16 protein-coding genes, 1 tRNA gene and 1 pseudogene are annotated in these 14,506 nt (G+C 63.7%); 8 read left to right on the top strand and 10 right to left on the bottom strand.

The genetic code is table 11. The features are described 5' to 3' along the window. Positions 1-4 precede the first annotated feature (4 nt). The 3 genes from ABIB95_RS30995 (at position 5) to ABIB95_RS30985 (ending at position 1,509) form a co-directional block, all read left to right on the top strand. Positions 5-352 carry a DUF3088 domain-containing protein gene (locus ABIB95_RS30995; RefSeq protein WP_354245043.1) on the top strand — a complete coding sequence of 116 codons (348 nt, stop codon included), beginning with the start codon at positions 5-7 and terminating at the stop codon, positions 350-352. 133 nt (positions 353-485) lie between these two features. Then, positions 486-1,061: a cysteine hydrolase family protein gene (locus ABIB95_RS30990; protein WP_354245040.1), complete on the top strand. Its 576-nt coding sequence runs from the start codon at positions 486-488 to the stop codon at positions 1,059-1,061. Positions 1,062-1,188: 127 nt separating this feature from the next. Continuing rightward, positions 1,189-1,509, top strand: a complete 321-nt coding sequence (locus tag ABIB95_RS30985) for a hypothetical protein (RefSeq protein ID WP_354245037.1) — start codon at positions 1,189-1,191, stop codon at positions 1,507-1,509. 46 nt (positions 1,510-1,555) lie between these two features. Here ABIB95_RS30985 and ABIB95_RS30980 read toward each other — a convergent pair whose 3' ends face one another. Genes ABIB95_RS30980 through ABIB95_RS30970 form a run of 3 tightly spaced genes read right to left on the bottom strand, consistent with a single transcriptional unit; the run spans position 1,556 to position 4,226 of the window. Continuing rightward, complete coding sequence (locus ABIB95_RS30980; protein WP_354245034.1) at positions 1,556-2,824, bottom strand: flavin monoamine oxidase family protein; 1,269 nt, start codon at positions 2,822-2,824, stop codon at positions 1,556-1,558. 9 nt (positions 2,825-2,833) lie between these two features. Further along, positions 2,834-3,544 (bottom strand): RibD family protein, encoded by a 711-nt coding sequence (locus ABIB95_RS30975; protein ID WP_354245031.1) that lies wholly within the window; start codon positions 3,542-3,544, stop codon positions 2,834-2,836. A 19-nt stretch (positions 3,545-3,563) separates the two neighbouring features. Next, positions 3,564-4,226 (bottom strand): FABP family protein, encoded by a 663-nt coding sequence (locus ABIB95_RS30970; RefSeq protein WP_063985871.1) that lies wholly within the window; start codon positions 4,224-4,226, stop codon positions 3,564-3,566. Positions 4,227-4,429: 203 nt separating this feature from the next. Between ABIB95_RS30970 and ABIB95_RS30965 the strand changes: the two genes are divergently transcribed. Then, a complete protein-coding gene (locus ABIB95_RS30965) occupies positions 4,430-6,490 on the top strand; it encodes an ATP-binding protein (RefSeq protein ID WP_354245028.1) in 2,061 nt (686 codons plus the stop codon). 549 nt (positions 6,491-7,039) lie between these two features. On the opposite strand, the gene ABIB95_RS30960 is transcribed toward ABIB95_RS30965, so the two are convergent. Beyond that, positions 7,040-7,420, bottom strand: coding sequence for a hypothetical protein (locus ABIB95_RS30960; protein ID WP_354245025.1), 381 nt, complete (start codon positions 7,418-7,420; stop codon positions 7,040-7,042). A 328-nt stretch (positions 7,421-7,748) separates the two neighbouring features. Between ABIB95_RS30960 and ABIB95_RS30955 the strand changes: the two genes are divergently transcribed. The 4 genes and pseudogenes from ABIB95_RS30955 to ABIB95_RS30940 all read left to right on the top strand — a co-directional run bounded on the left by ABIB95_RS30955 (position 7,749) and on the right by ABIB95_RS30940 (position 11,599). After that, complete coding sequence (locus ABIB95_RS30955) at positions 7,749-7,976, top strand: DUF3551 domain-containing protein (RefSeq protein ID WP_354245022.1); 228 nt, start codon at positions 7,749-7,751, stop codon at positions 7,974-7,976. A 409-nt stretch (positions 7,977-8,385) separates the two neighbouring features. Further along, a complete protein-coding gene (locus ABIB95_RS30950; RefSeq protein ID WP_028147401.1) occupies positions 8,386-8,769 on the top strand; it encodes a PLDc N-terminal domain-containing protein in 384 nt (127 codons plus the stop codon). Positions 8,770-9,364: 595 nt separating this feature from the next. After that, positions 9,365-10,378 (top strand): annotated as a pseudogene (locus tag ABIB95_RS30945) (ATP-binding protein); the annotation flags it as partial. A 228-nt stretch (positions 10,379-10,606) separates the two neighbouring features. Then, positions 10,607-11,599 carry a hypothetical protein gene (locus ABIB95_RS30940; RefSeq protein WP_354245019.1) on the top strand — a complete coding sequence of 331 codons (993 nt, stop codon included), beginning with the start codon at positions 10,607-10,609 and terminating at the stop codon, positions 11,597-11,599. A gap of 75 nt (positions 11,600-11,674) precedes the next feature. Here ABIB95_RS30940 and ABIB95_RS30935 read toward each other — a convergent pair whose 3' ends face one another. From ABIB95_RS30935 to ABIB95_RS30910, 6 genes are all read right to left on the bottom strand, one after another. After that, complete coding sequence (locus ABIB95_RS30935; RefSeq protein ID WP_354245016.1) at positions 11,675-12,166, bottom strand: hypothetical protein; 492 nt, start codon at positions 12,164-12,166, stop codon at positions 11,675-11,677. A gap of 114 nt (positions 12,167-12,280) precedes the next feature. Then, positions 12,281-12,436, bottom strand: a complete 156-nt coding sequence (locus ABIB95_RS30930; RefSeq protein WP_354245013.1) for a hypothetical protein — start codon at positions 12,434-12,436, stop codon at positions 12,281-12,283. A gap of 109 nt (positions 12,437-12,545) precedes the next feature. Then, positions 12,546-12,621, bottom strand: a tRNA-Phe gene (locus ABIB95_RS30925). A gap of 184 nt (positions 12,622-12,805) precedes the next feature. Continuing rightward, a complete protein-coding gene (gene yacG / locus ABIB95_RS30920) occupies positions 12,806-12,988 on the bottom strand; it encodes a DNA gyrase inhibitor YacG (RefSeq protein WP_354245010.1) in 183 nt (60 codons plus the stop codon). A gap of 145 nt (positions 12,989-13,133) precedes the next feature. Further along, on the bottom strand, positions 13,134-13,763 hold the full coding sequence (locus ABIB95_RS30915) for a Maf-like protein (RefSeq protein WP_085400916.1): 630 nt from the start codon (positions 13,761-13,763) through the stop codon (positions 13,134-13,136). A 146-nt stretch (positions 13,764-13,909) separates the two neighbouring features. After that, positions 13,910-14,377, bottom strand: coding sequence for an arsenate-mycothiol transferase ArsC (locus ABIB95_RS30910; RefSeq protein WP_063985873.1), 468 nt, complete (start codon positions 14,375-14,377; stop codon positions 13,910-13,912). Positions 14,378-14,506: the final 129 nt, after the last annotated feature.

Here is a 14,506-nt window from a genome sequence, read left to right as displayed (position 1 = left end):
ATTCATGACGCGCGACCGCCTGTTTCTGCTGCGCCCTGGTTTCGAGGATCCCGCCTTTCCGGGCCGGCGCTTTTATTGCTGGCATTGCGCGCTGATCGAGGGCGTGCTCGCCTCGTTTCCGCAGCTCGCCGAAAAGCTCGAGGTCGAGCGGATCGCATGGCCGCGGCCAAGGCTGCCGGTGATCGCGCTGGTCGGCGAGGAGAACCAGTCGCTGCCGCTGCTCGTGCTGGCCGACGGGACGACGTCGCCGCACCAGACCAGCAGTCACCACGGCCGCGCCTTCATCGCCGACAAGGACGCGATCCTCGCCGCGCTCTCCGAACGCCACGGGTTTCCCGATCCGCATCCGTGAGGGCCGAGCACTCGCGCAGCTCTCCGCGTCCGGGGCACGAGAGCTGTCGCGAAACGAGGGAAAATCGACATTGCCTGCCACGTCGGTCGCCCCGCATACTTCGCGCAGCAAGCAAGTCTGGAAGCCGCTCCTTATGTCCCACTCCCTCCCCGCCCTCGTCGTCGTCGACGTCCAGCGCGCATTCGACGAATGGGAGGCGGCGGGCAAGCGGCGCAACAATCCGGACGCGGTGGCGCGCATCGCCGATCTCCTGAGGGCATTCAGGAAGCGCGGGGCGCCGATCTTCCACATCCGCCACGAGGGCACGAAGCCGACCTCGTCGTTCCTGCCGCAACGCTCCGGCTACGCGGTCAAGGACGAGGCGCGCGAAGCGCCGGGCGAGGCGGTGATCGTCAAGCGCGTCAACAGCGCCTTCATCGGCACCGATCTCGAGACGCGCCTGCGCGCAGACAACATCACGACGCTCGTGATCTGCGGCGCCACCACCAATCATTGCGTCGAGACGACGACGCGGATGGCCGGCAATCTCGGTTTCGACGCGAGCCTCGTGCGCGATGCGACCTGGACCTTCGACCGGATCGGACCAGATGGCGACAAGCATTCGGCTGAAGAGATTCATGCGATGACGCTGTCGAATCTCAACGGCGAATTTGCGCGCATCGTCGCCGCCGCCGACGTGATCGCTTCGCTCGAAGCGATGCGACAATAGATCGCGCCACATCAGATCAATTCACACGTTGATCGGAACTTCGTCTGCGTCGTTTCGACGCCCGCACTAGCCGGAACGCTCCGGACAGCCATCTGTTGTCACACGACTTCTCAACTGGAGTGATGACATGAAGTATCTCTTAGTCGCGATGGCTGTGGGTGCAGCGGCGCTCGCCGGCGGATCCACGGCCAACGCGGCGGGCAAGGCTAGCGCAAAGCAGAACGCGCCAGCCGGCCAGTCCACCGACATCAGCGCGCAGCACAGGCACCACCACCACGGCCATCGCCATCACCAATGGCGCCATCACCACCACGGCTACTATCGCCCGCACTACCGGAACTATGGCTACTACCCGCGGCACCAAGGCTATTACGGCGGCGGACCGTACGGCTACTATGGCGGCGGAGGTCCCGGCGTAACGTTCAGCTTCGGCGGCGGCCGCTGGTGAGAGATTGCTGGTGAGAGATTAAGGCCCGCCTTGTGCGGGCCTTTTTTCATCCCCGCAAAATCATCTCCGCCGTCTCCAGCCCGCTCGCCAGCGCCGCCTCGACCGTCCCCATGTCGCGGCCGCGATAGAGCGCTTCGCCGGAGAACAGCACCGGACCGTCGGCGCGCGCAAGGATCGCCTGGGCCTCGCGCGTCCGCGGCGTCGCCCAGGAATAGGCGCCGCGGGCGAAGGGATCGTGCAGCCAGTTGGTCGCCGCAGCCGCCACGAGATCGCGCGCGATGTCGTCTCGCGACACGCCGAAGATGGCCGCGAGCGAATCGACCCCGGCATCGATCAGCCCTTGCCGATCGAGCTTCGCAAGCTCGGCCGTGCGCGGCCCGCCGAACCAGCCGGTGAGCACGGGATGCTGGTCCGGATGCCGCGTCCACCACACCGGGATCGACTGGTCCGACAGCAGGAAGGTCATGTCCGCGAGATCTTCGTTTCGCTCGCGCCACCACGGCCGCGCGAACCGCAGCAGGATTTTTATCACGCTGCCGAAGCCGATATCGTCAGCTGCCGCAGCCTTCGCGCGTGCGGGCTCCGGAAGCGCGATCTCGCGCAGCAACGGCAGCGGAACGGTGAGGACCGCGCGATCGCAGCCATGCATGTCACCGCTGGCACAGCGGACGGCCAGCGCGCCGCCCGTCTCCTCGATCGCCGACACCGCGCGGCCGAAGCGAAACGTCACGCTAAGCCCGCGGCACTCGCCCTCTAGAAAATCGATCAGCGCGCCGTAGCCGCCGACGATGCGCGCCTGGGTGTGATGCCCGCCGTCCATCCATTCCTCGCGCAGCGCCAGCGTCGAGGCGCGCTCGGGGTCGGCGGCGTCGTAGCCCTCGACCATGCGCTCGATCGAATGGCGCAGCTGAACATACTCGGGGTCGGCAAAATGACGGCGCAGGAAATCGGCAACCGTGAGGTCATCCTTCAACGCCCCCAGCGCGGCGTACAGCTCTGCCTCGTGCGGATCGTGACGGTCTTCGTGCGAGAGCCTCGTGCCGTCAAAACTCCACTGGGTGCCTTCGATCTCCTGCAGCGACAGTCCCGCCTCGCGCACCAGCTTGCGCGTGACCGGCGCCTCGCCATGGACGAATTCGGCGCCGCCATCGGCGGAGTAGCCGAACTCCGACGCCGGCAGCGGATCGATGCGTCCGCCGCAGCGCTCGCGCGCCTCCAGGATCGTGACCGTCCTGCCCGCACGTGCCAGCTCGCGCGCCGCCATCAGCCCGGCCGCGCCGGCACCGACGATGACGATGTGCTCCAATTGTCCCATGCCGATGCCTTACTTGGGCATCGCTTGCGGGTCGTTCTTGATCAGATAGCGCATCAGCAGAACGCCGCCGCCGAGGTCGCACGTGCTCTCCAGCGTCATCGCGGCGAGCGGCGCGCGCTTGTCGCTGTCCGCATCCGTCGAATCGAACACGAAGGGTGCGCCCTTGGCGCCATCGATCGCGGGGCTGAGGATCAGGTTGAATTCGTCGATGAGGCCGGCGCGCAGGAAGGCGCCGTTGGCGACGCCGCCGCCCTCGACCAGCAGGCGCTTCACACCCAACTCCCGATGGAGGATGTCCAGCGTCAGTGCGAGGTCGATCTCGGACTTGCCGGCGAAGATATAGGACACACCCTCGTCGCGCAGCCCCGCCAGATGCGAATCCGGCACGCCCTCGGTCAGCACCACCACGATCGGGTCACCGCCGATGTCTGACCGGCCCCAGCCGATCTTGCCCTGCGCGTCGAGCACGACGCCGTAGGTTTTCGCATCGCGCCGCGCGAACCAGCTTTGGCGGGGAAATGTCTCGCCCGCCGTTTCGGGATAGGGCTTGCCCTTGGCGAACTCGGAGCCGGTGACGCGGCCGATCACCCAGGCGTCGCCGCCGAGTTCGTCATGGATCTTCTCGAACCAGTCTGTGCCCGCCCCCTTCGGCCGCCAGCGGCTGGGATGCGTGCGGCCGTCCAGGCTGGAATGCATCAGGCAAATGACGTAGGGCTTCATGCAATTCTCCGGGTACGCTTCAGGCCGCTGATCCATCGCGCCCGGCGCGATCCTTCACGATCACCGCCAGCGGATTGAGCTTTGGCGGCGCGACGAGCTTCAGCGTGTTGCTGTCGTGATGATTGAACGGCGCGCCGCGCACGAACAACTCGGTCTGGATCAGATAGCTCCAGCTTCCGTCATCGTTGAAGGTGATGTCGCAGCGATAGGAGTCGGTGCGGAAGGCCTGTTCCAGGAAATCGGTCGAGCAGATTCCGTAAGCCGTATCGCCGCGCTTCGCCGTGACCGATATCTTCCTGTCATCCGGCCCGGCCTTGCCCGAGGCGAGCAAGACCTGTCCGCGCGGAATCGCGAGCGTCTGCATGATCAGCCCGGTCGCGGGCTCCCACAGCCAGTAGCCGACCTGGTCGTGGAAGGTGATGTCTTCCTCGGGCGTGTTGATGTGGATGTGATAGCGCAGCCCGTAAAACAGCTGCGGCCCGTTGGCCTGCGGGTCGATCGGGTCCATGCGGATGCGCTCGATGAAGGTCCGCCGCTCCGGCCCCTCCGCCTTCGGATTGATGTCGATGCCCTTGTCCGCCTGCCAGCTCCCTGCGAGACGGCGGAGCGGGCCGAGATTGGCAAGGCCGTCGGGCGAGACGTCCTCGGGTTCGGTGAAGATGTCTGCGGGAATGGGGAGCATGGGAACCTCGCGTCAAGTTGCGGGGAGCAGCAATAGCACAAGGACGGCGGGAAACGACTGGAATGGAACCAGAGCGCGCGCCGGGTGTTATCTGCGCTTGAGTACGAGCCCTCGAAAGCTGGCTCGAATGGGCAAGGACGCCCGTGTCACGCGTAGCGGGGGATCCGGTGCTGTCTGAAAAGGCTGCTCGGCGGTCGATTGAAATGGGCTTCCTCGCTGACGGAGGCAAGCTGGGCGCGATGATGAGCGCCCGCGACTGGTCGGATTCACCGCTCGGTCATCCCCGCGATTGGTCTCAGGCGCTGAAAACGACGGTCAGCATGCTGCTGGCCGCGCAAGCCCAGATCGTCCTGTTCTGGGGGCCCGACTTCGTCGCGCTCTACAATGACGCCTACGCCCCGGGCATCGGCGCCAATCATCCCCGCGCCCTTGGTCGCCCCGCGATCGAAAACTGGGGGGAGCTGTGGGACGATCTCGAACCGCTGCTGTCAGGCGTGCGCCGAACCAGAAAGACATTCGCCGCCAAGGATCGTCCGTTCTACGTCGAGCGCCACGGCTACGGCGAAACCAGCTACTGGGACGTCTCCTACTGGGCCGTACGGGACGATGACGGCTCGGTCGGCGGAGTGCTTTGCATCGTGTCCGAGACGACGGAGCGCGTGCTGGGCGAGACGCGGCTGCGGGCGAGCGAAGCGCGATACAGGGAGCTGACCACGACCCTCGAGCAGCGCGTCGCCGAACGCACCGCCGAGCGTCATTTGCTGGCGACGATCGTGGAAACCACCGACGGACAGATCCAGGCGCTCGATCTCGATTATCGCTGGCTGGCGATCAACACGTCCTGCGCCGATGCCTATCAGCGCATCTACGGCAGGCGGCCGCAGATCGGCGATTCCCTGCACGAATTTCTGGCCGACCGGCCCGAGCATCTCGCTGCGGCGACCGCGATCTGGAGCCGGGCGCTGGCCGGCGAGGCCTTCACCAACATCGATGAGTTCGGCGATCCCCGGTTCGACCGCCGCGTCTACGAGATGAAGTTCGAGGCGCTCCGCGCTCCGGACGGCACGCGAATCGGCGCGTTCCTGACCGGGGTCGACGTGACGGATCGCCTGGAGGAGCAGGCGCGGCTCGCGCAGGCCGAGGAAGCGCTCCGCCAGGCCCAGAAGATGGAGGCCATGGGCCAGCTCACGGGCGGCGTCGCGCACGACTTCAACAATCTGCTCACGCCGATCGTCGGCCTGCTCGACCTGTTTCAGCGCAAGGGCATCGGCGGCGAGCGCGAGCATCGCCTCATCGCCGGCGCAGCACAGGCGGCCGAGCGCGCCAAGACGCTGGTTCAGCGCCTGCTCGCTTTCGCGCGCCGGCAACCGCTTCAGGCCATTCCCGTCAACATCGGCCTCCTCGTTGCCGAGATGGGCGACCTGATCTCGAGCACGACCGGGCCGCAGATCCAGGTGACGGTGGACACGCCGGAAGACCTTCCCGCGGCCATGGCCGATCCCAACCAGATCGAGATGGCGATCCTGAACCTCAGCGTGAACGCCAGGGATGCTATGCCCGGCGGCGGCAAGCTGCGCATCTCGGCGAAGGCCCGGACGATTGGAGACTCTCACAATTCGGAATTGGCACCGGGCGCCTATGTCTGCATCTCCGTCGCCGATACCGGCATCGGCATGGACGAGTTCACACTGGCCCACGCCGTCGAACCGTTCTTCTCGACCAAGGGCGTCGGGCGAGGCACCGGTCTCGGTCTCTCGATGGTCCACGGCCTTGCGTCACAGCTCGGCGGCGCGCTGACGATCAGGAGCGCCGTGGGGGCGGGGACGACGGTCGAGCTGTGGCTGCCGGTCAGCCACGCCGTTGCGGGCGCAATTGATGCCGTCCCGCAATCAAAACTGCGGCCACAGCCCGTCGGCACGGCTCTGCTGGTGGACGACGAACCGCTGGTGCGCATGAGCACCGCCGAGATGCTGGGCGAGCTCGGCTACAACGTCGTCGAAGCCGGCTCGGCGGAGGATGCGCTTCAGCGCGTCAGGGAAGGCCTGCGGCCGAACCTGCTCGTCACCGACCATTTGATGCCCGGCATGAGCGGAACAGACCTCGGCCTCGCGCTGCGCAATCAATATCCCGAGCTCCAGATCCTCGTCGTGTCAGGCTACGCCAACAACGAAGGCATCACGCCGGACCTGTCGCGGCTGACGAAGCCGTTCCGAAGCGACGAGCTGGCGGCGAGTTTGGCGGGCTTGGCGAAGGCGGGGCGGTAGGCGACGCAAGCGGGCGAGCAGCTCGCATGAGCGAAAGCGACATGCCGGTGCGATGACATGTATCGGCGATCACGCCGTGATTATCGATGCGCGGGCGACTGTGCCCAGTCCGATCGGAGGAGGCTGGCCTAGCCGACGAGCCTCCTCAACCCCAGCCGCATCTACTTCAACGCCAGACTCTGGGCGTGAACTGAGAAGACCGAGGTGGAGGCCCGCCGGTTCACGCTGGCGGGCTCGCTACGTTCTGAGAGCGTCAACCGCGTGGGCGACGAGAACGCCGATGCTGAGTACGATCAGGCAAATAATCGCCGCTTGAAATAACATCGGAGTAAATCCCGTGGGCCAGGGTCGGCTTTTATAAGCCCTCACATTCCGCCAGCATTTGGCCACCCAGAAGGCGCTTCGGTGTCCGCCTCGTTACAAGTATGCAAGGTTCATTGGCCTTGCGCGACGACGTCTCACCCCTTCAAAGCGGTGCGAGAATCTACCAGTCGATCAGCAGCACAACGATTACTAACATGGCGTAGATAGTCCTGCGGCCGATCCGGTTCATTCGAAAACCTCGTATTCGAACGCCACTCCCTCAGGATCGTTCTCTACGAACCATGCTTCCGCGGCATCCTGGCTGGCGAACACCTTGATGTGGTCCTTGTCGCCGACCTGCTTGGCGATGTTGGCGTAAACGAAGACGGTCGTTGATCCCTCTTCCACTTGCGCCCCCCCGATGCGGCTCTTTCCCTCGGGGTTAATCGTCGGATCGCCGCGCTCGACCCCCAGGAGCAGGGCTTCCACCGCTGCCTGCCACTCCGGCACATCGTGCTCTTTCTTCGGCAGCGCGGCGATGTATTCGCCGGCGTTAAGCGGCGTCGCCAGCTTGCGGCCGTCGACCTCGATTGGCTCCTCGAAAGGCCGCCCCCAGCCCTTGGTCATTGCGTGTTTTGATACCCCAGCAGGTGAGCCGGCGGCTTGCCTCGCTCAAAATCTGGCTCGACATCGGCGCCCGCCTGCCGCAAGCGGCGCAGATGAAACGGGGCTCGATATCCGAAAGCCGTACGTCATCCGGCCAGCGGTCCGCATTCAAGGACACGCAATGGCAATTGTTACGTTTACCTACAAGCAGTTCCGAGCCTGAATAGCATGAGCGCTTTTCGCGCCAGGTAGCATCAATAAACGCCCCAGCGTCTGGCAAGGGCTTTTACTGGCGGTATTCCCCTCGCGCCGCCAGTATATTCACCTCCATCCATCCACGGAGATCGATATGCATCGTGTCGCTCCGATGCTGACGTTACTCACTGCCACTGTATTCCTTGCTTTTTTGGAGCCAGTCCGAGCTGTCGAGGCGGATCGATACTGCCTGCGAGGTCGCAATTGGGGCTTTCCGGGCAATTGTCAGTTCGCCACCCGCCCGCAATGCCTGGCTGCTGCTTCTGGCACGAACGCATATTGCGGCATCAACCCGCGCTATGCCGCTCCGCGGCGGCGCTAATCACCGCTCGGAGCTATTCGGCGGCACGGCATGGCAGAAGCGGTCAATCAAGGGAAGGCCCCCGATGCGAAAGCTTGCACTGTTCGTCATCCTGCTCTCGTTCGCAGGAATGGTCCCTTCCAGCGAATCATTTGCTCAGAGTGCGCTTCGAGGTGCCGTCATCGGTGGTGCTGTTGGTGGTCGCCGCGGCGCTGCCATAGGGGCGACGGCCGGAGCCATCGCGGGCGCCCACCGGCGACATCACCATTGGCATCGATATTATTGGAGGAACGGCAACTGCTGGTACCGCTCGACCAGCGGAAGATCGCACCGCGTGTCGCATCGGTACTGCCGTTGAGCCTTCGCGTAGCGGGCCGCGCGACTGGCCTACAGGAAAGATCGAGAACGGCAACTCAATAAGGGGATCGCAATGTTCTTCGCTCAGGAAGGATTCACATATCGAAATTTTCTGATGGATATAATTGCTGTATTCGCATTTGTCGTTTGGTTCTGGCTGCTCATTGTCATCTATGGCGACCTGTTCAGGCGCCACGACATTTCCGGATGGGGTAAGGCACTGTGGGTGCTTGCACTTGTTCTGACCTCCTACCTCGGCATCTTTGCTTACCTCATCACCCAAGGCAGGGGGATGGCGGAACGCAGCGCTGAGCAGGCTCAGCGGGCGCGCGAGGAATTACGGCACATCGTCGGCTTTAGTGTCGCCGACGAGCTTTCCAAGCTCGATCAGCTCAAAAAATCGGGATCCATAACCGACACCGAGTACGGGCGCCTTCGCACCAAGCTGGTCTCCTAACCATCGGTGAGGGAAGCGGGGAGGCCCATGATGTTCGCAAAGCCTTTTGGCACCGTTGGAGCTCTTATTGCTGGCTTTGCAATTGCGTGGACTGAAAGCGCGCATGCGGAAATATTCATAACAACCGCCACCATATCGCAGGGCGAGTTGGTCATCGTCGGAAGAGTAAGACGGCCCCGCGAGCCCAGCGTGGAAATCAAGATCAGTCCGAGCAAAACCGTGAAAGTCGAGAGCACTTCGACCGGAGGATTTCGGTGGATTGGACCGGAGTTTCCATCGACTTGTATCGTAAAGATCACGTCCGGACCGGATACAAGAGACGTGGTGATACAGAATTGCGGCCTCCCCGGGCCAGCGGGTCCTCCAGGGCCGGCCGGACCTGCGGGCCCGATCGGACCGCCCGGGCCCAAAGGGAATTAGAAGGCAGACTTCGTCTTGCGGGTTTGCAGGTTGCCCACCGGATCGCTCTCGCATCGACAATCGAGGTGTCGGTTCGAAGTTCTGACGGAGCGCTACTGAGCATTATTGGGCTTGGTCGCGTTTTCGACCGGAACCGCAGCGTGAGTTCCGCCATCCGTCCTTGTCCCCCTCGACTTTGAAGCCAAGCGGCATCGGCGGCGAGCGCGAGCATCGCCTCATCGCCGGCGCAGCGCAGGCGGCCGAGCGCGCCAAGACGCTGGTTCAGCGCCTGCTCGCCTTCGCGCGCCGGCAACCGCTTCAGGCCATTCCCGTCAACATCGGCCTCCTCGTTGCCGAGATGGGAGATCTGATCTCGAGCACGACCGGACCGCAGATCCAGGTGACGGTGGACACGCCGGAAGACCTTCCTGCGGCCATGGCTGATCCCAACCAGATCGAGATGGCGATCCTGAACCTCAGCGTAAACGCCAGGGATGCCATGCCCGGCGGCGGCAAGTTACGCATCTCGGCGAAGGCGCGGACGGTTGGAGACTCTCACAATTCGGAATTGGCACCGGGCGCCTATGTCTGCATCTCCGTCGCCGATACCGGCATCGGCATGGACGAGTTCACGCTGGCCCACGCCGTCGAACCGTTCTTCTCGACCAAGGGCGTCGGGCGAGGCACCGGTCTTGGCCTCTCGATGGTCCACGGCCTTGCGTCACAGCTCGGCGGCGCGCTGACGATCAGGAGCGCCGTGGGCGCGGGGACGACGGTCGAGCTGTGGCTGCCGGTCAGCCACGCCGTCGCGAGCGCCATTGATGCCGACCCGCAATCAAAACTGCTGCCACAGCCCGTCGGCACGGCTCTGCTGGTGGACGACGAACCGCTGGTGCGCATGAGCACCGCCGAGATGCTGGGCGAGCTCGGCTACAACGTCGTCGAAGCCGGCTCGGCGGAGGATGCGCTTCAGCGCGTCAGGGAAGGCCTGCGGCCGAACCTGCTCGTCACCGACCATTTGATGCCCGGCATGAGCGGAACAGACCTCGGCCTCGCGCTGCGCAATCAATATCCCGAGCTCCAGATCCTCGTCGTGTCAGGCTACGCCAACAACGAAGGCATCACGCCGGACCTGTCGCGGCTGACGAAGCCGTTCCGAAGCGACGAGCTGGCGGCGAGCTTGGCGGGCTTGGCGAAGGCGGGAAGGTAGCAGGGTTCGTCAACGCTCGGCGTGATGCAGATGATTTTCAGGCCTTCGACGCCTGGCAGACTTAGAATATCCCTAGGAGTGCTTCAGCTTACCGGTAATATGTCGGAGCATCGTATCATCATGGGTAAATCGCAGCTCGAATCCGCAGTTTGATCTTCGATAGCTTTCATACTGACAGATTGCATTTCTCGGCGACCCGCAGGGGCACGCTGAGTTGGAAAGGTAACCGTGCAGGCACAACTTCAGCTACTGACCAATCAGGTTAAGATCCATGAGGCTTTTTCCATTTGGCGCAATGCCATCGAGCAGCGCGGAGAGCGTTTCCACGGCACCCATTGGCTCCCCGAAGAGCGGGTGTACTTCCTCACCACAGGAAACAATTTCAAATTCGGCTTTGACGATAAGGGTGAGAACTGGGTCGTCGAGTTGAACGAGCCAGAGCAGGGAACGGAAAATCCCCTGTCGGGCCTTGCACGAGATTCGACCGGCCGGCTTTATCTACTCAGACAAGGTACCCTGCATAGAAATGCTCTATCTGTCCGGATCGAAAGCGACGTATTTGAAGAACGGACTGGCCTTAGTCCCGCTGACGTAACAATAGATGGCAAGCCTGCAAAGCGCTCGTGGTTCATCGTCGCGGCGCTGGACTGCCCACCAGCGGAAATCTGTCAGAATACGGCAACATTCGTGGAGCGATGCCGCCTCGCCAGGGACCCGACTGCTGCAGCCATTGCAAAGCAGGACGATGAGCATCTGACTCAACTCTTCGGCAAGCCAGAGCAGGGTGGTCGAATTAGCGGGCAACCGTACATCAATCCCAACCAACGCCATCGCGTTCAAGGCGAGGTTTCGCAAAGGCTGCGGATGCTGCTCACCTCCGATGGTCGCAACCTCGATAAGCCCAGACACGCCCGTGGCTACGAAGTCGACGGCGAAATCAAAACTGCGACCGAAAGCCTGCTCCTCGAAATCAAGATCGATACGACGGCATCGGACGTCTATGCCGGAATAGGTCAGCTGACTGTTTATCCGAAGCTACTACCGCACCTTGCTGACCATCGTCGGATCCTTCTTCTTCCCGGCTGCCCGTCGAGCGCTCTTGTTGAAGCGATCCGCGAGTGCGGGGTTGAACTCCATAGTTACAAAGTAAACATCGATGGTGAGAGCGTGGACGTCAGCTTTTCCGAGGATTTTCTTCAGCTGTGCGGTATCGGCGGCTAGCATACGTCAGCCGAAACCCGAATGTCGCTTCCGCGTTCGTTACTTGAGTGAATGCTGGCCGGCGAGCCTCGCCCCCTACTTCAACGCCAGGCTGCTGCAATACGCCGAGGTCTCGCCCGATCGCCAGCCGGTGACCCGTCCGGCTTCCTTGCACTCGTCGTAAGTCTTGAAGTTGCCGACGTTCCGGCACGTGAAGGAGTACACGCCGCCCGAAGCGTTGCAGCCGACCCAGGGCTGATTTCCCGTCTTGAAGCTCGATTGGCAACCGCCGGCACAGCTGCTCGTTTCGCGTTCGAGCTTGGCGAGCCTCGCGGCATCCGACATCGGCGCCGCCGCGGCGGTCGATGCGGCTGGCGATGTCCGATACCCGGTGCTGCGGGTGGCCACGTGATGCGTTGGCTTGTGCGGCCTCGCCACCTGTCTCGGCGCGTCGACCGTGATGCTGGGAAGCTGGGTCTCGATGGGCGTCGGTTGAGACATCGCCGTGCCGCTCAGGCCGCACAGCAACAGTGCAATCGACGGGAATGTGACAGCGGGACGCGCAACGAAGCGTGACGACAACGTCATGGCCATGTCCTTCCAGATGCGGAGGGACAGTCCATTCCATCCCCCGAGACGAGGATATCACGCGCCGATTGAAGTTGCATCGCCAAACCCTGCAACTTGATTCGGCCGCTCTCGTCATCCGCCCGTGGCGATCAACCACTGGAAGAACGTCATCAGAACGGCGACCGCGATGGCGACGACGATGAGGTTTGGCTCCTGGAGCGGGCGGAAATCATCGTTGCATTCCGCCTTGAAGCGGGCGCAGCCATGAATGAGCATGGTCAGCAGCACCGCGCCCGCTAAACCAAGGTTCGCGCTCAGCCACGATGCGTGGCGTTCGTGAAATAGGCCGGAGAAATTGGCGTCAGCGGATGCCGGAGAACGAGGGCAAACACCAGGATGGTGCCCAGGGGCGGAATCGAACCACCGACACTGCGATTTTCAGTCGCATGCTCTACCAACTGAGCTACCTGGGCGTGCTCCAAAGAGGGGCCAAGGCCCATCGAGCGGGCGGTTTATAGTGGGCTAGAAGCGGCATGTCCACCCGGCTTCGCCAAGTGGCTTCGCCGGGCGCGGCCCGGCTGTGCACAAGGTGCGAGGGCGTCGCCGCGGCTGGTGCGCGGCGAATCGGAAGCCGAAATAAGCATCTGATATTATTGGCTATTCTTCGCCGTCCGCCTCGTCATCGCGGCCGGAGATGACGTAGGAGCCTTTCAGCCAGCGGTTCAGGTCGACGTCGCGGCAGCGCGAGGAGCAGAACGGGCGGGTGGCTTCCGACTGCGGCTTGCCGCAGATCGGGCAGGTTTTGAGCGGGCCGGCGGGCTTTTTGACGTGGTCGTCCATGATGTCGGCAGCTTACTCGGGGTGAAGGCGTTCAAGAGCCTGTCGGCAAAGCGGTTCCTCGGGCGGACGCGCAGGCGTCGCGGGCCGGGTCCCGTCGGCCCATTCTACTGTGCATGGGGTTGTTTTCGAGATTTTTGTCGGCGCGCTAGATGGCCGTGGCGTTGAGCCAGCCGAATCGGATCGGAAAACCTTCGCCGCCGAGCAGCGTCGTGGTCTCGTAGAGCGGCAGGCCGACGACGTTGCTGTAGGACCCCACCATCTTGACCACGAAGGAGCCGGCGATGCCCTGCACGGCGTAACCGCCGGCTTTGCCGCGCCATTCGCCGGAGCCGATATAGGCCTGGATGTCGTCCTCGGAGAGGCGCTTGAAGCGGACGCGGGTCTCGACCAGGCGCTGGCGGAAGGCCTCGCGCGGCGTCACCAGGCAGATCGCCGTGTAGACGCGGTGGTTGCGGCCCGACAGCAGCCGCAGGCACTGCGCCGCCTCGTCCACGAGGTTGGCCTTGGGCAGGATGCGGCGGCCGACCGCCACAACCGTATCGGCGGCGAGGATGAAGGCGCCGCGCAGCTCGTCGTCGAGCTGCACCGATTTCAGCGCCGCATCGGCCTTGGCCCTCGCGAGACGGTTGGCGCAGGCGCGCGGCAGCTCGCCCCGCTTCGGCGTCTCGTCGACGTCGGCCGGCCGGAGCGCGTCCGGCTCGATGCCGGCCTGGTTGAGCAGCGACAGGCGCCGCGGCGAACCGGAGGCAAGTACGAATTTGGGGCGGCCGAGCATCAGGTGATTTGGGGGATGAAGCAGGGGGTGAATTGCGCGCGGAACCTATCGGAAGGGGGCTGATTTCACAACCCGGGAACCCGGACTTTACTGATTCGAGGCGTCCAACATGCGTGTGCCCTCGGTCTGTGACGCGGGTGTTACGGCTACCCGCTCGCCGCGCCGACCTTCGCAAAACGCCTGCGGATGCGCATCAGGAGCTGGTCGCAGACCTCGCGGTAGGCGGCGAGCTTCTGATCGCGGCTGCCTTCGATGGTGGTGGGATCCTGCGTCGGCCAGTATTCGACGTCGGCGGCGAGCGTGCGGGTCAGCTCCAGCGCCTTGTGGTGCGCTTCGGGCGAGAGCGTGATGATGAGGTCGAAATTCAGCCCCTCCCAATCCTCCAGCTCCTCGAAGGTCTGCGGCTTGTGGGCGGAGATGTCCTGCCCCAGTTCGTCCATCACGGCGACCACGAAGGGATCGAGCTCGCCTTTTCTGGCGCCGGCCGACTTCACGTAGAGGCCCTGCGGAAACATGTGCCGGAGCAGGCTCTCGGCCATCGGCGAGCGCACGCTGTTCATCGCGCAGGCGAACAGCACCGATTGCGGATCGCGTGCGCGTGGCGGACCCGCCATCGCGCCTAGCCTCTTTTGAAAGAGGGCATGGCCTTGTCGGAAAACCGCTGCACATTTTTCCGGGCCATTAAGCCGTTTGTCTCGCGCATGATCTGGTCCGAAAACCGGTGCCCACTTTTCGGGATCATG

The sequence above is a fragment of the Bradyrhizobium sp. LA2.1 genome (genome assembly GCF_040547725.1).
Lineage (GTDB): Bacteria > Pseudomonadota > Alphaproteobacteria > Rhizobiales > Xanthobacteraceae > Bradyrhizobium > Bradyrhizobium barranii.
The sequence above is the reverse complement of the archived record's forward strand: the minus strand, read 5'-3'. Positions and strand labels throughout refer to the sequence as shown.